The organism is Haloplanus sp. CK5-1, assembly GCF_037201915.1.
Taxonomy (GTDB): domain Archaea; phylum Halobacteriota; class Halobacteria; order Halobacteriales; family Haloferacaceae; genus Haloplanus; species Haloplanus salilacus.
Genome location: NZ_CP147505.1, coordinates 2,475,666 through 2,497,036, shown reverse-complemented (window position 1 = coordinate 2,497,036; position 21,371 = coordinate 2,475,666). Strand labels below are relative to the sequence as shown.

At 67.2% G+C, this 21,371-nt stretch carries 30 protein-coding genes and 1 tRNA gene; 24 read left to right on the top strand and 7 right to left on the bottom strand.

The annotated features are described in order from the left end of the window. Window positions 1-2 precede the first annotated feature (2 nt). The 7 genes from NBT81_RS13270 to NBT81_RS13240 form a co-directional block, all read right to left on the bottom strand. Complete coding sequence (locus tag NBT81_RS13270; protein WP_338739284.1) at window positions 3-2,081, bottom strand: glycosyltransferase family 39 protein; 2,079 nt, start codon at window positions 2,079-2,081, stop codon at window positions 3-5. Continuing rightward, window positions 2,081-3,238 (bottom strand): ABC transporter ATP-binding protein, encoded by a 1,158-nt coding sequence (locus tag NBT81_RS13265; protein WP_338739282.1) that lies wholly within the window; start codon window positions 3,236-3,238, stop codon window positions 2,081-2,083. Before NBT81_RS13265 ends, NBT81_RS13270 begins: the two co-directional genes overlap by 1 nt. Further along, entirely contained in the window at window positions 3,228-4,829 is a 1,602-nt protein-coding gene (locus NBT81_RS13260; RefSeq protein ID WP_338739280.1) for an iron ABC transporter permease, read from the bottom strand. The genes NBT81_RS13265 and NBT81_RS13260 overlap by 11 nt, the downstream gene beginning before the upstream one ends. A 9-nt stretch (window positions 4,830-4,838) precedes the next feature. Continuing rightward, window positions 4,839-6,002, bottom strand: coding sequence for an extracellular solute-binding protein (locus NBT81_RS13255; protein ID WP_338739278.1), 1,164 nt, complete (start codon window positions 6,000-6,002; stop codon window positions 4,839-4,841). 93 nt (window positions 6,003-6,095) lie between these two features. After that, on the bottom strand, window positions 6,096-7,262 hold the full coding sequence (locus NBT81_RS13250; RefSeq protein ID WP_338739277.1) for an alpha-1 4-glucan-protein synthase: 1,167 nt from the start codon (window positions 7,260-7,262) through the stop codon (window positions 6,096-6,098). Between the two features lie 131 nt (window positions 7,263-7,393). Further along, entirely contained in the window at window positions 7,394-8,032 is a 639-nt protein-coding gene (locus NBT81_RS13245) for an IS6 family transposase (RefSeq protein ID WP_338739275.1), read from the bottom strand. A gap of 215 nt (window positions 8,033-8,247) precedes the next feature. Beyond that, window positions 8,248-8,318: transfer RNA gene (locus tag NBT81_RS13240), tRNA-Gly, on the bottom strand. Window positions 8,319-8,527: 209 nt separating this feature from the next. Here NBT81_RS13240 and NBT81_RS13235 point away from each other — a divergent pair. From NBT81_RS13235 to NBT81_RS13120, 24 genes are read left to right on the top strand one after another with little or no spacing between them, the layout of a single operon-like run. After that, complete coding sequence (locus NBT81_RS13235; RefSeq protein ID WP_338739274.1) at window positions 8,528-9,370, top strand: RNA methyltransferase; 843 nt, start codon at window positions 8,528-8,530, stop codon at window positions 9,368-9,370. A gap of 4 nt (window positions 9,371-9,374) precedes the next feature. After that, a complete protein-coding gene (locus NBT81_RS13230; RefSeq protein WP_338739273.1) occupies window positions 9,375-10,391 on the top strand; it encodes a 50S ribosomal protein L3 in 1,017 nt (338 codons plus the stop codon). A gap of 3 nt (window positions 10,392-10,394) precedes the next feature. Beyond that, window positions 10,395-11,141, top strand: a complete 747-nt coding sequence (gene rpl4p, locus NBT81_RS13225) for a 50S ribosomal protein L4 (RefSeq protein ID WP_338739272.1) — start codon at window positions 10,395-10,397, stop codon at window positions 11,139-11,141. Continuing rightward, window positions 11,138-11,392: a 50S ribosomal protein L23 gene (locus tag NBT81_RS13220; RefSeq protein WP_338739271.1), complete on the top strand. Its 255-nt coding sequence runs from the start codon at window positions 11,138-11,140 to the stop codon at window positions 11,390-11,392. The genes rpl4p and NBT81_RS13220 overlap by 4 nt, the downstream gene beginning before the upstream one ends. 1 nt (window position 11,393) lies before the next feature. Next, window positions 11,394-12,116 (top strand): 50S ribosomal protein L2, encoded by a 723-nt coding sequence (locus NBT81_RS13215; protein WP_338739270.1) that lies wholly within the window; start codon window positions 11,394-11,396, stop codon window positions 12,114-12,116. Further along, complete coding sequence (locus tag NBT81_RS13210; protein ID WP_338739268.1) at window positions 12,116-12,538, top strand: 30S ribosomal protein S19; 423 nt, start codon at window positions 12,116-12,118, stop codon at window positions 12,536-12,538. Before NBT81_RS13215 ends, NBT81_RS13210 begins: the two co-directional genes overlap by 1 nt. Window positions 12,539-12,541: 3 nt before the next feature. Continuing rightward, window positions 12,542-13,003, top strand: coding sequence for a 50S ribosomal protein L22 (locus NBT81_RS13205; RefSeq protein ID WP_338739266.1), 462 nt, complete (start codon window positions 12,542-12,544; stop codon window positions 13,001-13,003). Then, entirely contained in the window at window positions 13,003-13,941 is a 939-nt protein-coding gene (locus NBT81_RS13200; protein WP_338739264.1) for a 30S ribosomal protein S3, read from the top strand. Before NBT81_RS13205 ends, NBT81_RS13200 begins: the two co-directional genes overlap by 1 nt. Continuing rightward, a complete protein-coding gene (rpmC, locus tag NBT81_RS13195) occupies window positions 13,941-14,147 on the top strand; it encodes a 50S ribosomal protein L29 (protein ID WP_338739262.1) in 207 nt (68 codons plus the stop codon). The genes NBT81_RS13200 and rpmC overlap by 1 nt, the downstream gene beginning before the upstream one ends. After that, window positions 14,147-14,542: a ribonuclease P protein component 1 gene (locus NBT81_RS13190; RefSeq protein WP_338739260.1), complete on the top strand. Its 396-nt coding sequence runs from the start codon at window positions 14,147-14,149 to the stop codon at window positions 14,540-14,542. Before rpmC ends, NBT81_RS13190 begins: the two co-directional genes overlap by 1 nt. Further along, on the top strand, window positions 14,533-14,859 hold the full coding sequence (locus NBT81_RS13185; protein WP_338739258.1) for a 30S ribosomal protein S17: 327 nt from the start codon (window positions 14,533-14,535) through the stop codon (window positions 14,857-14,859). The genes NBT81_RS13190 and NBT81_RS13185 overlap by 10 nt, the downstream gene beginning before the upstream one ends. Further along, window positions 14,859-15,257: a 50S ribosomal protein L14 gene (locus tag NBT81_RS13180; protein WP_092634472.1), complete on the top strand. Its 399-nt coding sequence runs from the start codon at window positions 14,859-14,861 to the stop codon at window positions 15,255-15,257. The genes NBT81_RS13185 and NBT81_RS13180 overlap by 1 nt, the downstream gene beginning before the upstream one ends. Further along, the gene (rplX, locus tag NBT81_RS13175; RefSeq protein WP_338739253.1) at window positions 15,254-15,610 is read left to right on the top strand and encodes a 50S ribosomal protein L24; all 357 of its coding nucleotides are present in this window, start codon (window positions 15,254-15,256) and stop codon (window positions 15,608-15,610) included. Before NBT81_RS13180 ends, rplX begins: the two co-directional genes overlap by 4 nt. Next, window positions 15,607-16,368: a 30S ribosomal protein S4e gene (locus NBT81_RS13170; RefSeq protein ID WP_338739251.1), complete on the top strand. Its 762-nt coding sequence runs from the start codon at window positions 15,607-15,609 to the stop codon at window positions 16,366-16,368. Before rplX ends, NBT81_RS13170 begins: the two co-directional genes overlap by 4 nt. Beyond that, entirely contained in the window at window positions 16,365-16,889 is a 525-nt protein-coding gene (locus tag NBT81_RS13165) for a 50S ribosomal protein L5 (protein ID WP_338739250.1), read from the top strand. Before NBT81_RS13170 ends, NBT81_RS13165 begins: the two co-directional genes overlap by 4 nt. Continuing rightward, window positions 16,886-17,086, top strand: coding sequence for a 30S ribosomal protein S14 (locus tag NBT81_RS13160; RefSeq protein ID WP_338739248.1), 201 nt, complete (start codon window positions 16,886-16,888; stop codon window positions 17,084-17,086). Before NBT81_RS13165 ends, NBT81_RS13160 begins: the two co-directional genes overlap by 4 nt. Before the next feature lie 2 nt (window positions 17,087-17,088). Next, entirely contained in the window at window positions 17,089-17,481 is a 393-nt protein-coding gene (locus NBT81_RS13155; RefSeq protein WP_338739246.1) for a 30S ribosomal protein S8, read from the top strand. A 4-nt stretch (window positions 17,482-17,485) separates the two neighbouring features. Continuing rightward, complete coding sequence (locus NBT81_RS13150) at window positions 17,486-18,022, top strand: 50S ribosomal protein L6 (RefSeq protein WP_338739244.1); 537 nt, start codon at window positions 17,486-17,488, stop codon at window positions 18,020-18,022. Beyond that, window positions 18,023-18,748 (top strand): 50S ribosomal protein L32e, encoded by a 726-nt coding sequence (locus NBT81_RS13145; RefSeq protein ID WP_338739242.1) that lies wholly within the window; start codon window positions 18,023-18,025, stop codon window positions 18,746-18,748. Then, window positions 18,745-19,203, top strand: a complete 459-nt coding sequence (locus NBT81_RS13140; protein WP_338739240.1) for a 50S ribosomal protein L19e — start codon at window positions 18,745-18,747, stop codon at window positions 19,201-19,203. Before NBT81_RS13145 ends, NBT81_RS13140 begins: the two co-directional genes overlap by 4 nt. Next, window positions 19,203-19,760, top strand: coding sequence for a 50S ribosomal protein L18 (locus tag NBT81_RS13135; protein ID WP_338739238.1), 558 nt, complete (start codon window positions 19,203-19,205; stop codon window positions 19,758-19,760). Before NBT81_RS13140 ends, NBT81_RS13135 begins: the two co-directional genes overlap by 1 nt. Continuing rightward, window positions 19,753-20,409, top strand: coding sequence for a 30S ribosomal protein S5 (locus NBT81_RS13130; RefSeq protein ID WP_338739237.1), 657 nt, complete (start codon window positions 19,753-19,755; stop codon window positions 20,407-20,409). The genes NBT81_RS13135 and NBT81_RS13130 overlap by 8 nt, the downstream gene beginning before the upstream one ends. Beyond that, window positions 20,409-20,873 (top strand): 50S ribosomal protein L30, encoded by a 465-nt coding sequence (locus tag NBT81_RS13125; protein WP_338739235.1) that lies wholly within the window; start codon window positions 20,409-20,411, stop codon window positions 20,871-20,873. The genes NBT81_RS13130 and NBT81_RS13125 overlap by 1 nt, the downstream gene beginning before the upstream one ends. After that, on the top strand, window positions 20,870-21,367 hold the full coding sequence (locus tag NBT81_RS13120) for an uL15 family ribosomal protein (protein ID WP_338739233.1): 498 nt from the start codon (window positions 20,870-20,872) through the stop codon (window positions 21,365-21,367). The genes NBT81_RS13125 and NBT81_RS13120 overlap by 4 nt, the downstream gene beginning before the upstream one ends. Window positions 21,368-21,371 lie beyond the last annotated feature (4 nt).

Here is a 21,371-nt window from a genome sequence, read left to right as displayed (position 1 = left end):
CGCTACCCTGCCCACGACGCGTTCCGACTCGCCGCGCTCGTCTCGACCGACACGCCCGAGACGTAGTCGCCGTCCGGACCGACGTACGTCCCCTCACGCCCGCAGTCGGTCGTGAGCGAACAGATCCGCGTCTCGGGCGGCCAGATGACGCGAACGCCCGTCGGCGTCCGCTCGACGCTCACCGTCTGCCGGTAGGTGACCGTCGTTCCCTGTGGCTCGACGAACGTCACGAGCAGCGTCACCTCGCTCACGCCGGTCGGGAGCGGTGCGGTCGCGTTCCCGGCCGGGTCGCGCCCGGTCACGCCGGCGCGCTCCCCGCCGACCTCCCAGTCGACCGTCACCGAGTCGTCGACGCGACCGATTCCGTACCGGGCGCTGCCGGCCTCCGTGACGATCCGCGCCCTGGCGGTCGTCGCCCGCGCCGGCACGCCGAGCGTCGTCGTCGCGGTCACGCGGTCGCCCCGTTCGACCGACAGGGGGACCAGCGCCGGATCGACCGCCGTCACCGCACCGGTCCAGTCCCCGCGGTAGGTGAAGCGGTACGGTCGCCGGTCGCCGGTCGCGTCGATCGTCTCGAACCGCTCGACGTCGCCCTGATTTTGCACGAAGAGGGCGTCGCCGTCCAGTCCCGGATCGTTGCGGAGGTGCTGAAACGGGTGGTTGAGCCAGTCGCCGTAGGGCGTGGGGAGGAACACGACGGCGTCGTCGAACGACCGCTCCTCGACCGGCTCGTACGCCGTCGCGAGGTTCGACGTGCGGAGACGGTTCTCGTCGTACGGTCCGTCGACGGCGTCGACGGCCGCGGCGCCGCCGACGCCCGTCCCGACGAGGAGAGCGACGGCGAGGACGGCCCGCCGTTCCCGCCCGTCGAGTCGGCGGACCCTCTCGGTGAATCGGTCCCACAGGACGAACGCACCCGCGGCGGCGAACGCCGACAGCGGGAGGAGCAGGTCGAAGTGGTAGTACGGCCCAAGCAGGCCGATCAGCCCGTTTTCCAGTCCGTTGAGCGTCCCCCAGAAGTAGGCGTTACCGAGGACGACGGCCGGGACGATGCCGACGACGACGGCCCGGAGCGTGGGCGGGGAGAGCGTCGGGTCGGTGACCGACGCCCGATCGGTCGGGAGCCGGCGGAGTCCGACCAACGCGAGTAGCGTGCCGACGGGACCGGCGACCGTCCACTCCGTCGACAGGAGGGTGAGCAGTCTGACCGTCGTCTCCGCGGCGAGTGCGGGCGTGTAGAGGCGGTCGTACCCCAGCAGTTCGCGCCGGCCGAAGCCGGGTCCGTCCTGCGGGCCGAACACCTGGTAGGGAAACAGGAGCGGATCGCCAGTCACGAGGGCGTTGTAGCCGAGGGTGGCCGCGACGCCGGCGAGACCGAGGCCCGCGACGGCGAGGAGTCGAGCGAGTGTCGGGCGAAAGCGGTCCGTCCCGCGCGTCCACCACAGCGATCCCAGCGAGTGAGCGATGAAGGGCGCGGCGAAGCAGACGGCGGTGTAGGGGCGGGCGAAGAAGGCGAGGCCGATGGCCGCGCCAGCGACGACACCCCACCGCGGTGAGTCGCGGCGCATCGTCCGGACGTACGCCACCGCGAACGCGAGGTTGCAAAGCGTCGTCGGGGCGTAGGGGAGGAAGACGGCCGAGGAGAAGAGAAACAGCGGGGTCGCGGCGAGCGCGACGACGGCGAATCGGGCGGTCCGCCGGTCGAACGCGTCGGTCGCCAGTACGTACACGAGGGCGGCGTTGCCGGCGGCGACGACGCCGAGGCTCAGGTTCGGATCGCCGAGTGCCTGCCCGACGGCGAAGAACCCGGCCGCGACGGGGGAGTACTTCGAGTAGTACCGGAGGTCGTCGCCGGCCGCTTCCTCGACGAAAAACCACGGTCGCACGAGGTCGCCGAGGGGTCCAGGCCGGAGGTACAACTGTCCCTCCAGCAGCATGGCCGCCTGCGTGAGGTAGACGCCCTCGTCGTCGTTGACTGAGTGGTACGGGAAGAGGTCGACCGCCAGCCAGTAGACGACGACGCCGGCGAGGACGACGAGCGCGGCGGCGAGGAGGCGGTCGCGACGGGGTCGACGGGGCACTATTCCGTGTCGACGTCGGACGCCTCGGTCGGCCGCTGGTCGCCCGGGAACCACGCGAGTTCGTGGTCGGCGTCGAGTTCGATGCGGACCCGCGTGTCGAGCGGGATGGACTCGTCGTGGTTGTGCATACACTGGACGCTCGTGTCGTCGTCGAGGCGGACCTCGTAGAGGATCGTCGGGCCGAGGTAGCGCCGCGAGACGATCCGGCCGTCGGTGGCGTCGCCGTCGACCGGGATCGCTCTGATGTCGTCCGGGCGGACGAGCACGTCGATGCGCGTCCGGTCGTACGTGCTCGCCAACCCGTTGATCTGGGACTGTGGGATCGGCCCGAGACCGGTCGTCACCTCGCCGCCGTGGACGTAGCCGGGGAGGAAACTGGCGTGGCCGAGAAAGCCCGCGACGAAGCGGGATTCGGGCTGTTGAAACACCCCTTCGGGGTCGCCGACCTGTTCGATCCGGCCGTCGTTCATGACGGCCACGCGGTCGCTGATCGACATCGCCTCCTCCTGGTCGTGGGTGACCGAGACGGCGGTCACGCCGGTCTGCTTGATGATCTCGCGCACCTCCTCGCGCATCTGGACACGGAGGTCGACGTCGAGGTTGGAGAACGGTTCGTCGAGCAGGAGCACCTCGGGTTCGGGTGCGAGCGACCGTGCGAGCGCGACGCGTTGCTGTTGCCCGCCGGAGAGTTCGTCGGGGTAGGAGTCGCCCTGTGCTTCGAGTCCCACGAGGTCGAGCAGTTCGTCGATCCGGGCCTGGCGGTCCTCGTCGCTCCACCCCTCCAGCCCGAAGCCGACGTTCTCGGCGGCGGTCAGGTGGGGAAAGAGCGCGAACTCCTGGAAGACGACGCCGACGCCGCGGTCCTCGGGTGCGACGAACCGGCTGGCTCCGGAGACGGTCGCGTCGTCGAGTTCGACGGTGCCGGCGTCGGGGCGTTCGAGCCCCGCGATGAGCCGGAGCGTCGTCGTCTTCCCACACCCCGAGGGGCCGAGGAGGGTGAGTATCTCTCCTTCCTCGACCGACAGCGAGAGGTCCCCGATGACCCGTTCGGAGCCGTACGACTTGTCGACCCCGTCCAGTTCGAGAACGGTCGTGCCGTCCGTCTCTGTCCGTCGATCCACCGCCTCGTTCGTCGCGTGCATCGTTCTATTTGACATCGTACCCCTCCTGTGAGAGGATAACAAGCATCGAGAGCCCGGAGACACCCAGCAGGATGAGCGCGGGCACGGCCGCGTGACCGTAGTAGCCGGCTTCGGTCGCCGTCCAGATGTGGGTGACGAGCGTCTTGAACCCCGACGGCCGGAGCAACAGCGTCGCCGGCAGTTCCTTCATCGTCGTCAGAAAGACGAGCGCCGCGCCGCCGAAGAGGCCGGGGGCGATCAGCGGCAGCGTCACCGCGCGGAACGCACCGAAAGAGGAGCGACCGAGCGTCCGCGCCGCCTCGGGGAGCGCGGGGTTGATTCGGAGGAAGGAGGCGCGCATCGATCCGACCGCCTGTGGTAGAAACCGGATGACGTAGGCCGCGACCAGCAGGTAGACCGTCTGGTAGAGCGGACGGGCGTACGAGGTGCCCAGATAGACCAGCGCGAGACCGAGCACCACACCCGGCACGGCGTAGCCGACGTAGGTCGCCCGCTCGAAGGCGTCGGCCAGCCGGGAGCGGTAGCCGGCGGCGAGGTAGGCCACCGGCAGGCCGACGACCGTCGCGACGAGGGCCGCCCCGGCCGAGACGCCGACCGAGTTGAGGGCGTACTCCGGGCGGAAGGCGAGCGCGCTCCCCACCTCCGCTCCGCCCCGCGCCAGCCACGTCAACAGGATGCCGAGGGGCACGAGCAACGCGATGCCGGCGACGATCAGACAGGCCGCGAGCGCGACGTACTTCCACGGCCCGAGCGGGATGGTCCCGCCCGTCCGTCCCCCCTGTCGCCCGGCGTGCAGCGGTTCGTTGCCACGGACGTGCGATTCGAGGCCGAGGATGAGCAGGGTCACCGCGACGAGTTGGAGGGAGAGCAGGGACGCGACGTCGCGGCCGAAGCTCGTGAACTCGACGTAGATGACGCGGGTGAAGGCGTCGAACTGCATGATCGCGGGCGTACCGAAATCGGAGAGGGTGTACAGCGCGACCAGCAGCGACCCGGCGGTCACGGCCGGCCGTATCTGGGGAATCGTCACGCGGCGGAACGCCTCCCACCGGTCGTGGTCGAGCGTCCGCGCGGCGTCGATCAACGTCGTGTCGAGGGACTTCAGCGCCGCACGCGTCGTGATGAACACGTACGGGTAGGTGTACAGCGTGATGACGAGCGCCGCGCCGGTGAAGCCGTATATGTCGGGGAGTCGCTCGACGCCGAGGGGGGCGAGCAGCCGCTGGAAGGCACCCTGTGGGCCGAAAGCCGAGACGAAGGCGAAGGCGCCGACGTAACTGGGGATGACGAGGGGAAGCGAGACGGCGACGGTGACCGCCCGGCGGAAGGGGAGGTCCGTCCGCACCGTCAGATACGCGAAGGGGACGCCGATCAGCACCGACGCGACGGTGACGACGGCGACGAGTGCGGCGCTGTTGAGAAACACTTGGACCGTCGCCGGCCGGGTCGAGATGGCGATGGCGTCGTCGAGGCCGACGTCGAGGGCGGTCCTGACCAACCACACCAGCGGGAGCAACACCGCGGCGGCGACCGCACCGCTCGCTATCGTCGTTGGGAGGGGGAGGCTCTCGCCGCCGTCGTCGACGGTGTGGTGGTCCGCTGCCATGGTGTGGTGTCAGAGCATTCCGACGTCACGCAGGAGGGAGACCGTTCCCTCCAAGTCGGACAGCTGAGTCAGGTCTAATCCTTCGGGCGGGTTCAATTCATCGATACTCGGCAGGCGGCCGATGGGGTCGACGCCCGGCACCAGTGGGTACTCGAAGGTCTCCCGTGCGAAGTAGTCCTGTGCCTCGGCCGACAGCAAGTGATGGACGAAGTTCGACGCGAAATCGGGCGACGACGCCGTATCGAGGACGCACGCCCCGGCGACGTTGAAGATGGCACCCGCATCACCCTCGGTGAACGCGGTGGAGATGGGGGCGTCGGGTCGGCCGGCGAGCACTCGCTGGATGTAGTAGTGGTTGGCGAAGCCGGCGCGGAGTTCACCGTCCGCGACGGCCTGACTCACGAGGAACTCGTCGGCGTAGTTGGAGTCGAGTCCCAGTTCCAGCATCCCTTCGAGCCACTGGCGAGTCTCCTCCTCGCCGTTGAGCGCGCGCATCGCCGTGACGAACGCCTGGAACGAACTGTACGAAGGGGCACAGCCGATGGCGTCGCGGAACGCCTCCGTCTCCGGGAACGCGAAGATGTCGTCCGGGACGTCCGACTCGGAGAGCGCGTTCGTGTTGTAGGGGATGGTCCGTGCGCGGCCGGACGTGCCGACCCACGTCCCGTCGGGGTCGTGGAACTGGTCGGGGACCGCGTCGAGAACCTCGCTCGGGAGGTCCGCCGTCCGCCCACGGTCCTTGAGTGCGCCCAGCGACCCGGCGTTGACCGAGAAGAACACGTCGGCTGGGCTGTTCTCGCCCTCGGTCTCGATCTGGTTCACGAGGTCCGCCGCCGCGTTGTACCGCGGGCGCACCGTCAGGTCGGGGTAGAGGTCCTCGATGAAGGAGACGAGGCGACCGACCAGCGGTTCGCCGCGGCCGGAGTAGAGGGTCAGTTCGCCGCTCAATTCGGGCATCTCGGACATCGAGGTGCCGCCGGAGAGGTCGCGCTCGCCGAACGGGGAGCGTCCGGAGCCGATCTGTCCGACCGTGTCGCCGCCACCGTCACCACCGTCGCCACCGTCGCCGGTCTCTGACCCCCCGAGAAGCCCGCTACATCCGGCGATCGATGCCAGGCCGGCAGCGCCTCCGATCCGCAGTATCCGACGTCGAGAACTTGGACTATCGCGCATGGTTGATTTAGGCCGCCCTAAAACACTTATACTTGCCGATTCGGGGAAGCGCCTGGTGCGTCGGAACGTCCGCGTCGGCGCTCGCCGCCGCCCCTAGTCGTCGGCCGGGACCGTCCGCGTCGCCGACTGGAGTTCGTCGAGGCAGTCCAGCCAGTCGTGCATGTACTCGCCGACGTGGGCGAGAAAGTCGCCGTTGCGGTAGTCGGCTTCGGCGTCGACGAGGGCGTCGGCCATCGCCGCGAAGACCGTGGCGTAGGCGTCGGCGTCCCGGCCCTCGACGGCCGGGTCGACGTCGTCGACCAGTTCCCAGAGGTGCTCGTTGAGTTCCAGCCCCGCCACCTCGTTGTGCAGGTCGTCGAACGTCGACCGCGGCGCCTTGTCGTGTCGGCAGAGTGGGTCGCCGGTGACGACCTGTTTGTCCAGCAGGTCCGCGGCGCGCTTGAGGAACACCCCGCTCCAGATGTCGTCGAACCGCCCCACCGACCACTCGTTGTCGTCCATGGGCAACTGGTAGAACGCCGGGACGACCTCGCGACGGAAGGCGAGGTTCATCGAGCAGACGGTGAGATACTGGCCGGGCCCGGCGACGAAGTCCGGCCCGAAGTCGTCGGCGGTGAGCCGAGTCTCGGCCTGTCCCTGCAGGTCGCCGTCCATCAGGATGCGCACCGCGTCGAGGTCGGGCACGTTCGTCCACAACCCCTGCGAGGCGACGACGTCCGTGAGTTCGGCCTCCCCCGTCTCGACCGTCTCGTCCATCGCGGAGTAGGGGTAGCCACGGGGGTAGAGGCCGTGGTCGTCAGCCGCGTGGTACAGCACGTTCACCCAGTTCGTATCGGAGCGTACCGACTCGACGGTCCGCTCCTCGGTCAGGTTGTCGAGGTGGGTGCCGAAGAAGTCAACGGTCTCGTGGGGACGGGTGTCGTCGTCGATGAAGACGGCGTAGGGGTGGTCGTTGGCCCACAGGTACAGCAGACCGAAACTCGTCTGGGCGTGGCTCGCGGCCGGGATCAGGTGATCGTAGTCGTCGACGCCGTGGTCGTCGAACCACTCCTCGCGTCGACTCCCGTCGAACACCTCGCCCGCGACGCCCAACTCGTCGAGCATCGCCTCCATCTCCCCCGTCGGACAGAAGTCCTCGGTCACCAACACGAACTCCAGTCGGTCCGTGTCGAAGCCGTGGCGCTCGGCGTTCGCCACGTACGACCGCACGCACTCGTACTCCCGTATCGTCGGAACGATCACGCAGACGTCCGTTTCCATGTCGACCCCTCTTTAGGCCCACCTAAAGTAACTGTCGATTAGGTCTGCCTAAAATATCGGAGTCGGTTCGTCCGTACCGTCGGCTACTCCCCACCGGTCGATACCGGTGTGGGGCTGCAACGACGGTCGCGTTAACTTTGGCGTGAGTTGTGCCGGACGGCGAGGGCTTGGAGCCACGATTCTGCTGTCTGCGGTTCGACATGGCTGAAACTAGTTGCAAATGAGGAGGTTCGTCGTTCTATTTCCCAAAAGACACGTTCGATGGCATTCCGATTCCCATGTGAAACCATCTGGAATCGGTACCCGTCTTCGTCGAGGACGTTCACTAGATAATCGGCGTCATCGACGAGAAATTCGACGCCATCTAGCCGATATCGTCGATGAAGTTCGGTCAGAAACCATCGCGTCGTCTGTTTCGTCGTCGCTGGAAACAGCCTGAACTGCAGGATTTCGTTTGTTTGGGGATCGACGGCACCGTACAGCCAGTAGTCGTCGCCGTTGATGCGGATCACTTTCTCGTCAACCGCAAGTTGATCCGCACTCACCGTCGACATCGGCTGTAGATCGGCCTTGTGCACCCAGTTGTGAACCGCGACGTGACTACGTTTGACTCCCAACTCATCGAGAAACTGACTTGCATCCCTTGTTGACATACCGGCGAGATGACACCGGATGCCCACTTGAATCGCCCACTCGGGAGTCCGCTTTCGCTCCACAAACGACAAGTCGATCCACTCGATACATCCGTTGAGGCGGTCGAATTCTGGCATAAGCACTCAGAACTCGTCCGCCTCATCCTCTAACTTAACGCGACCGACTAGCTCTCCCCGACTTTTTTATACGTATTTTTGAAGTGACCCTGACATGTTTTCTAATCGCTGTACCGCTCCGGGGCTCCGATTTGGAACCCACCTCGTGACCTGTAACGTACATTCATTGCTCCCAGCGAAAACGGCGGAATTCGGGAGGAAGAAGGCCGCAGGAATGCGCTGGCTGGGATTTGAACCCAGGTTGTGACCATGGCAAGGTCACGTGATACCACTACACTACCAGCGCGCTTCGCAGTTACACCAACCGGGGTCGGATTATTAAGCGTTCCGAAATCCGGGGCAGGCGTGGGGGAGCGTGTCGTGCGAGAACTCCCCACGAACCGGCGTCTCTCGGCGTGTGAGCGGCTCACAGCCCGAACCGATTTCCGCTACCCTTTTACAGGAGGATGCGGTACGAATGGCACAGTCTAGTGACGTGACGCGGAAAGGCCCGGCATGACGCTCGGTGTGCTCGTGCCGTCTTCCCTCGTCCGGGAAGCCGAGGACAAACGCGAGGCGACTCGCAAACTCGGTTACGTCGCCCGCGCGGCGACGGTGTTCCGGGCGGACCGCCTCGTCGTCTTCCCCGACGAAGACGGCGAACGGCGCTGGGGAGGCGGGTTCGTCGAGGTCGTGCTCCGGTACGCCGCCACGCCCCCCTACCTCCGAAAGGAGGCGTGGGGCCGGCGGGACGAACTGGAGTACGCCGGCGTGTTGCCGCCCCTCCGCATCTCGTCACGGACCGGCTCCGGACCTGATCGTCCGGGGTCGTTGCAAGAAGGAATCGTGACCGAGGTCGGACCTGACGGCCGCGTTCGGGTCAATTGCGCACTGCAACACCCGATCTCCCTCCTCCTCCCTGACGGGATGGAGGCGAGCGTTGGAGAGCGCGTCGCCATCAGGATCTCTTCGAGAGAACCGGTCCGCGCCCGAATCGTCGACGAGCCCCCACCGGGGTTCGCGGTTCGGCGCGCGGACCTGTCGGAAGCGCTGGGACGCCCCGACGCGGGGCTCCGAATCGCGACGTCCCGTCACGGGACGCCGCTGTCGGTCGATCGATTGGCCGACATGGCCGGACGTGCGGGCGACATGACCGTCGCCTTCGGCGCGCCGGGCCGCGGGCTTCCGGCGATCCTCGACGTATCGGTCGAGGACGTCGCCCGAGCGGGCGACACGGACGTCGAACCCGGACCGGGGTTCGACCTCTGGCTGAATACGATTCCGCGACAGGGGAGCGAGACGGTGCGAACCGAGGAGGCGATGTTCGCGTCGCTCGCCCCCCTGACACTCACGGAGTAAATCCATGCCACAACCAAGCAGACCACGAAAAGGCTCGATGGGATTCGGCCCGCGCAAGCGCGCGACCAGCGAAGTCCCGCGTATCCGCTCGTGGCCCGACGACGAGGGCGCCCCTGCGCTGCAGGGGTTCGCCGGCTACAAGGCCGGAATGACCCACGTCGTCATGGTCAACGACGAGGCCAACTCCCCCCGCGAAGGGATGGAGGAGTCGGTCCCGGTGACCGTCGTCGAGACGCCACCGATGCGCGCCGTCGCCCTGCGAGCCTACGAACAGACGTCGTACGGACTGAAGCCGGCAACCGAAGTGTGGACCGACGAGTTCCACCCGGAACTCGACCGCACGCTCGACCTGCCGGCCGAAGACAGCTTCGAGGACGACGCCGAGTCGCTCCGCGAGGCCGTCGAGCGCGGTGCGGTCGACGACCTGCGGGTCATCACCCACACGACGCCGAGCGATTTGGCGAACGTCCCGAAGAAGAAACCCGACGTGATGGAGACGCGCGTGGGCGGCGGTTCGCTCGACGAGCGCGTCGACTTCGCGCTGGACCTCGTCGAGGACGGCGGCGAGCACGCCATGGCCGACGTGTTCCGTGCGGGCGAGTACATGGACGCGAGCGGCATCACGAAAGGCAAGGGCACCCAGGGTCCGGTCAAGCGCTGGGGCGTCCAGAAGCGGAAGGGCAAACACGCCCGCCAGGGGTGGCGACGACGCATCGGGAACCTCGGTCCGTGGAACCCGTCCCGCGTGCGCTCGACGGTTCCCCAGCAGGGGCAGACGGGCTACCACCAGCGGACGGAGCTCAACAAGCGCCTGATCGACGTCGGCGACGGCGACGAACCCTCCGTCGACGGCGGCTTCGTCAACTACGGCGAGGTCGACGGGCCGTACGCGCTCGTCAAGGGCTCGCTGCCGGGGCCGGACCAGCGCCTCCTGCGCTTCCGCCCGGCCATCCGACCGACCGACCAACCGCGCCTCGACCCCGAGGTGCGCTACGTTTCGACCGCATCCAACCAGGGATAACCAATGCAAGCAACAGTACGCGATCTGAACGGCGAGGATGCGGGCACGGTGGACCTCCCCGAGGTCTTCGAGACGGCCTACCGGCCGGACCTCATCAAGCGTGCCGTCCTGGCCGCACAGGCGAACCGAAAGCAGGCGTACGGAGCCGACCCCTACGCCGGGCTGCGAACCCCGGCGGAGTCCTTCGGTAGCGGCCGCGGTATGGCCCATGTGCCACGCGAGAACGGGCAGGGGGCCCGCGTGCCCCAGACCGTCGGCGGGCGCAAGGCACACCCACCGAAAGCGGAGAAGGACCAGGGCAAGGGAATCAACGACAAGGAGCGAAAGCTGGCGATCCGGTCGGCCATCGCGGCGACGACCGACGCCGACCGCGTGGCCGAACGCGGCCACGAGTTCGACGAGGACCTCGACCTCCCGCTGGTCGTCGACGACGAGTTCGAGGACCTGGTCAAGACCCGCGAGGTCGTCGATCTCCTCGAGTCGCTGGGCGTCCACGCGGACGTCGAACGCGCCGACGAGGGGCGATCGGTCAAGGCCGGACAGGGCAAGGCCCGTGGCCGGAAGTACCGCGAACCCTCGTCGATCCTGTTCGTGACGAGCGAGGAGCCGTCGAAGGCGGCGCGCAACCTCGCAGGCGCGGACGTGACGACCGCGGCGGAGGTCAACGCCGAGGAGCTCGCTCCCGGCACCGACGCCGGCCGACTCACGCTGTGGACCGAGAGTGCGGTGGCGGAGGTGGCCGACCGATGAGTTCGATCATCGAGCACCCGTTGGTGACCGAGAAGGCGATGGACGAGATGGACTTCGACAACAAGCTCCAGTTCATCGTCGACATCGACGCGAACAAGCCCGAGATCACGGACGCCATCGAGTCGCGCTACGACGTGACGGTCACGAAGGTGAACACGCAGATCACCGCCCGTGGCGAGAAGAAGGCGGTCGTGCAGCTCTCGGCGGACGACGACGCACAGGAAATCGCCTCGCGGATCGGGGTGTTCTAAGATGGGACGACGCATTCAAGGCCAACGGCGTGGCCGCGGGGGACCGACGTTCCGTGCCCCGAGCCACCGCTACAAGGCGAATCTCGAGCACAAGAAGGACGAACAGCGCGACACGACGGCCGGCGAAATCGTCGGCATCGAACACGACCCGGCGCGCTCGGCACCGATCGCGGACGTCGAGTTCGAGGACGGCGACCGACGTCTGATCCTCGCGCCCGAGGGCGTGACCGTCGGCGAGACCATTCAGGTCGGCGTCTCCGCGGAGATCAAGCCCGGGAACACGCTCCCGCTGGCGGAGATCCCGGAGGGCGTGCCGGTGTGTAACGTCGAGAGTAGCCCCGGCGACGGCGGCAAGTTCGCCCGAGCTTCGGGGACGAGCGCCCAACTCATGACTCACGACAAACGCGTCGCGGTCGTGAAACTGCCGAGCGGCCAGGTCAAGCGTCTCAACCCGGACTGCCGGGCGACGGTCGGCGTGGTCGCGGGCGGCGGGCGAACCGAAAAGCCGTTCGTCAAGGCCGGCAACAAGCACCACAAGATGAAAGCCCGAGGGACGAAGTACCCGCGGGTTCGCGGGGTGGCTATGAACGCCGTCGACCACCCGTTCGGTGGCGGCGGCCGCCAGCACCCCGGCCAGCCCAAGTCCGTCTCACGGGATGCCCCGCCGGGACGGAAAGTGGGCGACATCGCCTCGAAGCGAACCGGTCGCGGAGGTAACAAATAATGAGTTCCGAATACCGAACCGGCCGCGAAGGTGAGTTCACCTACCGCGGTCACACGCTCGACGAGCTGCAGTCAATGTCGCTCGACGAGGTCGCGGAACTGCTCCCCGCTCGACAGCGGCGAACCATCACTCGAGGCCTGTCGCTCGAACACGAGAAGCTCCTCGACCGCGCCCGCGAGGCCGGCGAGGAGGAGACGGCCAACGACCCCATCCGGACCCACCGACGGGACATGCCGATCGTCCCCGAGATGGTCGGACTGACCTTCGAGGTGTACAACGGCCAGGCGTTCCAGCGCGTCGCGGTCGAACCCGAGATGATCGGACACTACCTCGGCGAGTTCCAGCTCACCCGGACCTCGGTCGAACACGGGCAGGCCGGTATCGGCGCGACACGGTCCTCGAAGTTCGTGCCACTCAAGTAACACATGGGAATCAACTACAGCGTCGAGGCCGACCCGGAGACGACCGCCAAGGCGATGCTCCGAGAGCGGCCCATCAGCATCAAGCACAGCAAGGCCATCGCCCGGCAGATCAAGGGAATGACCGTCGGCGACGCCCAGGAGTACCTCCAGGCAGTCATCGACGAAGAGCGGTCGGTCCCGTTCAAACAGCACAACACCGGTGTCGGTCACCGGAGCGACATCGACGGCTGGGACGCCGGTCGCTACCCCGAGAAGGCCAGCAAGGACTTCCAGAAACTGCTCACGAACGCGAGCAACAACGCCGACGAACAGGGGTTCGACGGCGAGTCGATGACGATCAAACACGTCGCCGCCCACAAGGTCGGCGAGCGCCAGGGCCGCAAGCCCCGCGCGTTCGGTCGCGCGGACCCGTGGAACACCACGCTCTGTGACGTGGAACTGATCATCGAGGAGGACGACGAATAATGGCTGACGAACATCAGTTCATCGAGAACGGGCTGCAGCGCTCCCAGATCGACGAGTTCTTCGCCGACGAACTCGGCCGTGCGGGCTACGGCGGCATGGACGTCGCCAAGACCCCGATGGGGACCCAGATCGTCCTCAAGGCCGAGAAGCCCGGCATGGTCATCGGCAAGGGTGGGAAGAATATCCGCAAGGTGACCACCGAACTCGAAGAGCGGTTCGACCTCGACGACCCCCAGATCGACGTCCAGGAGGTCGACGAACCGGACCTCAACGCCCGCATCGTCGCGGACCGCCTGGCCAACGCCCTCGAGCGCGGCTGGTACTTCCGCAAGGCGGGTCACACGACCATCGACCGGATCATGGAGGCCGGCGCACTCGGCGCCGAGATCGTCCTCTCCGGGAAGGTCACCGGCGCACGGAGCCGCGTCGAGAAGTTCAACCGCGGCTACATCAAGCACAACGGCGAACCCGCCGAGTCGATCGTCGACGAGGGACAGGGCGTCGCCGTGATGAAACTCGGCACCATCGGCGTGACGGTGAAGATCATCCCGCCGGGCGCGGAACTGCCCGACGACTTCGAGATCGCCGAGGACGCCGACGTGGAACCCGTCGAGCAGGCCGCAGAGACCGGCGAGGGCGTCGAGGACCTCCTCGAGGAAGAGCCCGAGGAGATCCCCGACGTCGGCGAGGACGAGGACGTCGACGTCCCGACCGAGACGCCCGAGGACCTCGACGAGGGCCTCGACGAGGAGATCGTCGAGGAAGTCGTCGAGGAGGAACTCCCCGACGAGGAGGAGCCGGAGGACGCGGACGAGGCCGACGAGGCCGAGGACGCTGACGACGACGACGAGGACGTCGACGAGGAGACGATGGACGAAGCCGCGGACCTCGTCGAGGAGATGGAAGACGCGGACGCCGACGAGGAGGAGGACGCATAATGGCGATCCTCCACGTCGAGGAGATCCGCGACATGACGCCCGCAGAGCGCGAGGCGGAACTCGAGGACCTCGAGACGGAACTGCTGAACGCCAAGGCCGTCCAGGCCGCCGGCGGGATGCCCGAGAGTCCCTCGCGCATCAGCGAACTGAAGAAGACGATCGCCCGGATCAAGACGATCCAGGGCGAGGAAGGCGACTTCGAATAATGGCGCTCACACCCGAGACCCTGACCAGACACGAACTCAACGGCCTGCACGCGCGGGTCGTCGAGTCGACGAATCCCGACGCCGTCGGGATCGGCGGCCGCGTCGTAAGCGAGACGATGCGGACGCTGTCGCTGGCCGAGGGGGATCGGGTGTGGCAACTCCCCAAGCGGGGAGCGACGTTCGAATTTGCCCTGCCACGCGAGCGCACAGATGAAGCCGCCGACGCCGGGAAGGCGTCGGGGACCGCGACCGAACTTCCGTCGGAAACTGCCGGCCTCCGGGCCAGTCAGTCGGGCGGTTGCGAGGCCGTGGCCTACGTTACGGTGGATGGCGCACGACTGCTCTCACGACCCGAACTGCGAACCGAGAAGGCAGGTGAACCCACATGGCGATAGGACTGAACGTAACCGAACCGGAGGAGGCCTGCTCCGACCAGCACTGTCCGTTCCACGGCTCGTTGGCCGTGCGCGGACAGACGCTGGAGGGCACGGTCGCCTCCACAGCAATGGAAAAGACGGTCGTCGTCGAACGCGAGTACGACGTTCGCGTTCCCAAGTACGACCGATACATGAAACGCCGGAGTCGCATCCCGGCCCACGCACCCCCGTGCCTGGGCCTCGAGGAGGGCGACACGGTCCGGATCGCGGAGACGCGACCCCTCTCGAAGACCAAATCACACGTGGTCGTCGAGCGACTGGGAGGTGACGAGTGATGGAGGCGCTGAAGGCCGACGTCACCCGTGGCCTCGCCAAGGGGTCGCTCATCAACTGTGCGGACAACACCGGAGCGCGCGAACTGAAGGTCATCAGCGTCGCGGGCTACTCCGGAACGAAGAACCGACACCCCAAAGCGGGCATCGGCGACAAGGTGACCGTCTCGGTCACCAAGGGTACGCCGGAGATGCGGCGTCAGGTGCTGGAGGCGGTCGTCGTCCGCCAGCGCAAGCCCATCCGTCGCCCCAGCGGCACGCGCGTGAAGTTCGAGGACAACGCCGCCGTCGTCATCGACGACATGGAGGAGCCTCGCGGGACCGAGATCAAGGGTCCCGTCGCGCGCGAAGTCGCCGAACGCTTCGGGAGCATCGCATCGACAGCGACCATGATCGTATGACTCGACAGCCACACAAAGAGCGCACACGGAAGCGAACGGCGCCCCTGCACGAGCGACACGACCAGGTTCGTGCGACGCTGGCCGACGACCTCCGCGAGGAGTACGGGCAGCGTAACGTCCGCGTCAACGCGGGCGACACCGTCGAGGTGCTCCGCGGCGACCACGCCGGCGAGGAAGCCGAAGTGATCGCCGTAGACCTCGCGGAGGAGGTCGTCCACGTCGAGGACGTGACCGTCGAGAAGGCCGACGGCGAGGAAGTGCCCCGGCCCCTAGACGCGAGCAACCTTCGCGTGACCGACCTGGACCTGGAGGACGAACGGCGGCAGGCGCGCCTGGAGGAGGATAGCGAATGACGCGACACCAGAAACGACTCTCGGTGCCGAAATCCTGGCCGGTCGAACGGAAGACTGCGACGTGGACGGTCAAGGCCGGAGCCGGCCCGCACGGCGAGGCGGGGGTTCCCCTGCTGATCGTCCTGCGGGACGTGCTCGGTTACGCCGACTCCCGCAAGGAGGCCAACTACGCACTCAATCAGGACAGCGTCCTGGTGAACGGCGACGCCGTCTCCGACGTCGAGCGACCGATCGGGATGTTCGACATCCTGGCGTTCGCGGAGCGCGAGGAGTTCTACCGCGTGTTCCCCGACGAGGGCGGTCGGCTCGCGCTGACGCCCATCGACGCCGACGCGGCGGACAGCCGCCTCGGCAAGATCGTTCGGAAGACGCAGGTGACCGGCGGTGCGTTCCAGCTCACCCTCCACGACGGCGCGACCCTTCGCGTCGACGAGGCGGAGGCTGGGACCTACTCGCCCGGCGAATCGCTCGTGATCGACAACGAGACCAAGGAGATCGTTGCCCACTTCGTCTACGAGGAGGGCGCGCTCGTGACCGCCGTCGCCGGCAGTCACGCCGGCGAGATCGGCGAGATCGACACGATCACCGTCACGCCCGGTAGCGGCGACAACGCCGTCACCGTCACGCAGGACGACGGCGACGGCTTCGAGACGATCGAGGAGTACGTCGTCGTGATCGATGAGAACTTCACCGACGGAGGTGCCGACGACGAGTCGGCAGCAAGTCGGACGGAGTCCGACGGAGGTGACGACGAATGAGTGAGTCCAGGGCGGACTTCCACGAGATGCGCGAACCGCGCATCGAGAAGGTCGTCGTCCACATGGGTGTCGGCGAAGGTGGCCGCGAACTCGCGGACGCCGAGGACATCCTCGAGGACGTCACCGGACAGCAGAGCGTGCGAACGAGCGCCCGGCGGACGGTCCAGGAGTTCAACATCCGCGAGGGCGACCCCATCGGCGCGAAGGTGACGCTCCGCGGCGACGAGGCCGAAGAGTTCCTCCGGACGGCGCTGCCGCTGGTGGACCTCTCTGCCTCGCAGTTCGACGAGACGGGCAACGTCAGCTTCGGCATCGAGGAACACACGGCGTTCCCGAGCCAGGAGTACGACCCGAACATCGGTATCTACGGGCTCGACGTGACGGTCAACCTGGTTCGCCCCGGCTACCGGGTCGCGAAGCGGGACAAGATGTCGCGATCGATCCCGTCGGGGCACCGACTCGACGCGGCCGACGCGGTCGCATTCGTCGAAGACACCTTCGACGTGGAGGTAACGGAATGAGCGAAAGCGAAAGTGAGACAACGACCCAGAACGACCGCGACGTGACCGGAGAGCACGCCACGCCCCGCACCGACGAGCGACACCAGTGTCGCCGGTGTGGCCGCAAGCAGGGACTCGTCGGCAAGTACGACATCTACCTGTGCCGGCAGTGCTTCCGCGAGGTCGCACGTGACATGGGATTCAGGAAGTATCGATAAGCATGGCTGGGAACGACCCTCTCTCGAACGCGCTCTCGGGGCTCGACAACGCCGAGAGCGTGGGACATCTGTCCCACACGGTACAGCCCGCCTCGAACGTGATCGGCTCCGTACTCGAGGTCCTCTACGACCGCGGGTACATCGACGGATTCGAGTTCGTCGACGACGGCAGATCCGGTCGCTTCGAGATCGAACTGAAAGGTGCGATCAACCACTGTGGCGTCGTCAAGCCCCGCTACTCCGCGGGTGCCGACGAGTTCGAAAAGTGGGAGAAGCGGTATCTCCCCGCCCGCGACTACGGGGCGCTCGTCGTTTCGACCAGCCACGGCGTCATGAGCCACTACGAGGCCCGCGAAGAGGGCATCGGTGGCCAGGTGATCGCGTACGTCTACTAACACAATGAACCGAACCGAAATCGCGATTCCGGACGACGTGTCCGCCGAGGTCGACCACCTCGATCTGACCGTCGAGGGACCGAACGGGAGCGTCACGCGACGCCTCTGGTACCCCGACGTGTCGGTCGTGGTCGAGGACGGCCACGTGGCCATCGAGAGCGACGCCGACGACGCCAACACGCGCGCTACGATCGGCACCTTCGAAAGCCACGTCGAGAACATGTTCCACGGCGTGACCGAGGGCTGGGCGTACGAGATGGAGATCTTCTACGCCCACTTCCCGATGCAGGTCAACGTGGAGGATGACGAGGTCGTCATCGAGAACTTCCTCGGCGAACGCGCGCCGCGGACGGTTCCGATCCGCGGCGACACGGAGGTACAGGTCGACGGCGAAGAGATCACGCTCTCCGGCCCCGACAAGGAGGCTGTCGGGCAGACCGCCGCCGACATCGAACAGTTGACGCGCGTGCCCGACAAGGACACCCGCGTCTTCCAGGACGGCGTCTACATCACGCAGAAACCACAGGCAGGTGGGGCGTAGATGAGCGCAGACGACGATCCCGAGATCGAGGAGGTCGAGGACATCGGTGGCGTCGGCTCCTCCAAGGCCGAGGCACTCGCCGACGCCGGCTACGAGTCCGTCGAGGACCTCAAGGCCGCGAGCCAGTCGGAACTGGCCGACATCGACGGCGTCGGCAACGCGCTCGCAGCGCGGATCAAGGCCGACGTCGGTGGGCTGGAAGTCTCCGAGGAGACCGACGCGGCGGTCGAAGAGGAGACGGAGGAGGCGGAGGCCGAAGAGGAGACGGAGACGGAACTCCGTCCTCGCGGCCACGCCGACAAGACGCCGGACCTCGACGCGGACGCCGCCCGAGCGCTCGTCCAGAAGCGCCGGGAGGGCAAGCCGCAGTTCAACCGGCAGGACCACCACAAGAAAAAACGCGTCGACCCGTCGTGGCGCAAGCCGCGCGGACAGCTCTCGAAACAGCGCCGCGGGATCAAGGGCAAGGGCGCGACCGTCGAGGCGGGCTACCGCTCGCCGACGGCCGCTCGTGGCCTGCACCCCAGCGGCTTCGAGGAGGTCCGCGTCCACAACGCGGACGACCTCGAGGGCATCGACCCCGACCGTGAGGCCGTCCGCATCGCGAGCGGCGTCGGTGGGCGCAAGCGCGAACGCATCGAAGACGTCTGTGAGGACCGCGAGATTCGCGTCCTCAACCCGACGTACATCGAAGTCGACGTCGACTCCGAGGAGGAAGCCAAATGACGGATCTGAGCGCACAGAAACGGCTCGCTTCCGACGTCCTCGACGTGGGCAAGGACCGCGTCTGGTTCGACCCCGAGGCCCAGAGCGAAATCGCGGAGGCGATCACCCGCGAGGACATTCGTGACCTCGTCGACGAGGGCACGATCCAGTCCAAGGGCACGTCGAACAACTCGCGCGGTCGCGCCCGCGAACGGGCGGAGAAGCAAGCCTACGGCCACGGAACCGGTGCCGGCTCCCGGAAGGGGACCGCCGGTGCACGGAAAGACCGCAAGGAGGATTGGACGAGTCGTATCCGCGCCCAGCGGCGTCGCCTGCGCGAGTTGCGCGACGACGGCCCGCTGGATCGGACCCAGTACCGCACGCTCTACAACAAGGCGAGCGGTGGCGAGTTCGACAGCGTGGCGCGACTCGAAGCGTACATCGAGAACAACTACGACGTAGAGGTGAACGACTGATGGCAACAGGCCCACGATACAAGGTCCCGATGCGGCGTCGCCGCGAGGACCGAACCGACTACCACCAGAGGTTGCGCCTGCTGAAATCCGGCAAGCCGCGCCTGGTCGCTCGCGTGAGCAACAGGCACGTCAGGGCGCAGCTGATCACCCCCGGTCCGGACGGCGACGAGACCCACGCGGCCGCGTCCTCCGAGGACCTCGCGGAGTACGGCTGGGAGGCCCCCACGGGCAATCTCCCCAGTGCGTACCTCACGGGACTCCTCGCGGGGACCCGCGCCATCGAGGCCGGCCTCACCGAGGCCGTCCTCGATGTCGGTCTCAACACCGCCACACCGGGTAACAAGGTGTTCGCAGTACAGGAAGGCGCTATCGACGCGGGACTCGAAATCCCGCACAGCGAGGACGTCCTCGCAGACTGGTCGCGCAACCGCGGCAAGCACATCGCCGACTACGCCGAACAGCTCGACGAACCGCTGTACGGCGGCGACTTCGACGCGACGGACCTCCCCGAGCACTTCGACGAAGTGCGCGAAACACTGATCGAGGACCATGAGTAGTAACGACTACGGCGACGGCTGGGAACCGCGCACGCGGCTCGGCCGCAAGGTACAGGACGGCGACATCACGTCGATGCAGGCGGCGCTCGACTCCGGCCTCCCGCTGAAGGAGGCCGAAATCGTCGACCAGCTCCTGCCGGGGCTGGACGACGAAGTGCTGGACATCAACATGGTCCAGCGCATGACCGACTCCGGCCGCCGGGTGAAGTTCCGGTGTGTCGTCGCGGTGGGGAACCGCGACGGCTTCCTCGGCTACGCCGAGGGCCGCGACGATCAGGTCGGGTCGGCGATCCAGAAAGCCATCGACGTGGCGAAGCTGAACATCATCTCGGTCGACCGCGGCTCCGGGTCGTGGGAGGACCGCGCCGGCGGCGTCAACTCGCTGACGCGGAAGGCGACGGGTAAGGCCGGCTCCGTTACGGTCGAGGTCATCCCCGCCCCACAGGGGCTCGGGCTGGCCGCCGCACCGACGGTGCGGAACATCCTCGAACTCGCGGGCATCCAAGACGCTTGGACGAAGTCCACGGGCAACACCCGGACGACGGTCAACCTCGCGAAGGCGACGTACAACGCGCTCCGGAACGCCTCGCAGTCGCGGACGCCCGAGCGGGCGCGCCGCAAGCAGCGCGAGACGGAGGTGAGCGAGTGATGGAAGCGCTCGTCCAACTCCGTGGCGAGATCAACATCGCCGGCGACGTACAGGACACCCTGGAGATGCTCAACCTCCACGGCGTCAACCAGTGTACGTTCGTCCCGGAGACCGACACCTACCGCGGGATGATCACGAAGGTCAACGACTACGTGGCCCACGGGGAACCGTCGGCCGACGTCGTCGCGACGCTGATCCGGCGGCGCGCCGACCCCGAGGAGGGCTCGGCCGACGTCACGGACGAGTGGCTCGCGGACAACACCGACTACGCCGACGCCGACGAACTGGCGGCCGCGCTGGTCGACGAGGAGACGACGCTGCGAGAGCAGGGTCTCGCCCCGTCGATCCGGCTGCATCCGCCACGCGGCGGCCACGACGGCGTCAAACATCCGACTGTCGAGAGCGGTCAGATCGGCGTGCACTCGACCGACGAGATCGACCAGTTGCTGGAGGCAATGCGATGAGCGACAAGAAAAAACGCCAACGCGGGTCGCGGACCCACGGCGGCGGTACCCACAAGAACCGGCGCGGTGCCGGACACCGTGGTGGCCGCGGGCGAGCGGGTCGCGACAAACACGAGTTCCACAACTACGAACCGCTCGGCAAACACGGCTTCACGCGCCCCGACGCAGTGCAGGACGAGGTGCGCGAGGTGACGGTCCAGACCCTCGACGAGAACGCCTCGCTGTACGCGGCCGACGGCCTCGCCGAGGAGACGGACGGTGGCTACCGCATCGACGCCCGCGACGTGGCCGACGACGGTTACGACGCAGACGTGGTGAAGGTGCTCGGTGACGGGCAGGTCCGGAACGAACTGTCCGTCGTCGCCGACGCGTTCACCGCGAGCGCGGTCGAAAAGATCGAATCCGCCGGCGGCGACGCCGACCTCTCGGAGCGGGCCGAGACGGTCGACGACGACGACGACGGCGACGAAGAGTCGGACGCGGACGAGGAGTAAACCC

Excerpts from the sequence above, each read along its gene's own strand:
- NBT81_RS13160 (WP_338739248.1), top strand. The coding sequence starts at position 16,886 with ATGAGCGAAAGCGAAAGTGAGACAACGACCCAGAACGACCGCGACGTG.
- NBT81_RS13130 (WP_338739237.1), top strand. The coding sequence starts at position 19,753 with ATGAGTAGTAACGACTACGGCGACGGCTGGGAACCGCGCACGCGGCTC.
- NBT81_RS13215 (WP_338739270.1), top strand. The coding sequence starts at position 11,394 with ATGGGACGACGCATTCAAGGCCAACGGCGTGGCCGCGGGGGACCGACG.
- NBT81_RS13150 (WP_338739244.1), top strand. The coding sequence starts at position 17,486 with ATGAACCGAACCGAAATCGCGATTCCGGACGACGTGTCCGCCGAGGTC.
- NBT81_RS13230 (WP_338739273.1), top strand. The coding sequence starts at position 9,375 with ATGCCACAACCAAGCAGACCACGAAAAGGCTCGATGGGATTCGGCCCG.
- NBT81_RS13165 (WP_338739250.1), top strand. The coding sequence starts at position 16,365 with ATGAGTGAGTCCAGGGCGGACTTCCACGAGATGCGCGAACCGCGCATC.
- NBT81_RS13125 (WP_338739235.1), top strand. The coding sequence starts at position 20,409 with ATGGAAGCGCTCGTCCAACTCCGTGGCGAGATCAACATCGCCGGCGAC.
- NBT81_RS13120 (WP_338739233.1), top strand. The coding sequence starts at position 20,870 with ATGAGCGACAAGAAAAAACGCCAACGCGGGTCGCGGACCCACGGCGGC.
- rplX (WP_338739253.1), top strand. The coding sequence starts at position 15,254 with ATGACTCGACAGCCACACAAAGAGCGCACACGGAAGCGAACGGCGCCC.
- NBT81_RS13135 (WP_338739238.1), top strand. The coding sequence starts at position 19,203 with ATGGCAACAGGCCCACGATACAAGGTCCCGATGCGGCGTCGCCGCGAG.
- NBT81_RS13235 (WP_338739274.1), top strand. The coding sequence starts at position 8,528 with ATGACGCTCGGTGTGCTCGTGCCGTCTTCCCTCGTCCGGGAAGCCGAG.
- NBT81_RS13245 (WP_338739275.1), bottom strand. The coding sequence starts at position 8,032 with ATGCCAGAATTCGACCGCCTCAACGGATGTATCGAGTGGATCGACTTG.
- NBT81_RS13250 (WP_338739277.1), bottom strand. The coding sequence starts at position 7,262 with ATGGAAACGGACGTCTGCGTGATCGTTCCGACGATACGGGAGTACGAG.
- NBT81_RS13190 (WP_338739260.1), top strand. The coding sequence starts at position 14,147 with ATGGCGCTCACACCCGAGACCCTGACCAGACACGAACTCAACGGCCTG.
- NBT81_RS13210 (WP_338739268.1), top strand. The coding sequence starts at position 12,116 with ATGAGTTCCGAATACCGAACCGGCCGCGAAGGTGAGTTCACCTACCGC.
- NBT81_RS13265 (WP_338739282.1), bottom strand. The coding sequence starts at position 3,238 with ATGTCAAATAGAACGATGCACGCGACGAACGAGGCGGTGGATCGACGG.
- NBT81_RS13200 (WP_338739264.1), top strand. The coding sequence starts at position 13,003 with ATGGCTGACGAACATCAGTTCATCGAGAACGGGCTGCAGCGCTCCCAG.
- NBT81_RS13140 (WP_338739240.1), top strand. The coding sequence starts at position 18,745 with ATGACGGATCTGAGCGCACAGAAACGGCTCGCTTCCGACGTCCTCGAC.
- rpl4p (WP_338739272.1), top strand. The coding sequence starts at position 10,395 with ATGCAAGCAACAGTACGCGATCTGAACGGCGAGGATGCGGGCACGGTG.
- rpmC (WP_338739262.1), top strand. The coding sequence starts at position 13,941 with ATGGCGATCCTCCACGTCGAGGAGATCCGCGACATGACGCCCGCAGAG.
- NBT81_RS13260 (WP_338739280.1), bottom strand. The coding sequence starts at position 4,829 with ATGGCAGCGGACCACCACACCGTCGACGACGGCGGCGAGAGCCTCCCC.
- NBT81_RS13170 (WP_338739251.1), top strand. The coding sequence starts at position 15,607 with ATGACGCGACACCAGAAACGACTCTCGGTGCCGAAATCCTGGCCGGTC.
- NBT81_RS13185 (WP_338739258.1), top strand. The coding sequence starts at position 14,533 with ATGGCGATAGGACTGAACGTAACCGAACCGGAGGAGGCCTGCTCCGAC.
- NBT81_RS13220 (WP_338739271.1), top strand. The coding sequence starts at position 11,138 with ATGAGTTCGATCATCGAGCACCCGTTGGTGACCGAGAAGGCGATGGAC.
- NBT81_RS13205 (WP_338739266.1), top strand. The coding sequence starts at position 12,542 with ATGGGAATCAACTACAGCGTCGAGGCCGACCCGGAGACGACCGCCAAG.
- NBT81_RS13155 (WP_338739246.1), top strand. The coding sequence starts at position 17,089 with ATGGCTGGGAACGACCCTCTCTCGAACGCGCTCTCGGGGCTCGACAAC.
- NBT81_RS13255 (WP_338739278.1), bottom strand. The coding sequence starts at position 6,002 with ATGCGCGATAGTCCAAGTTCTCGACGTCGGATACTGCGGATCGGAGGC.
- NBT81_RS13145 (WP_338739242.1), top strand. The coding sequence starts at position 18,023 with ATGAGCGCAGACGACGATCCCGAGATCGAGGAGGTCGAGGACATCGGT.
- NBT81_RS13180 (WP_092634472.1), top strand. The coding sequence starts at position 14,859 with ATGGAGGCGCTGAAGGCCGACGTCACCCGTGGCCTCGCCAAGGGGTCG.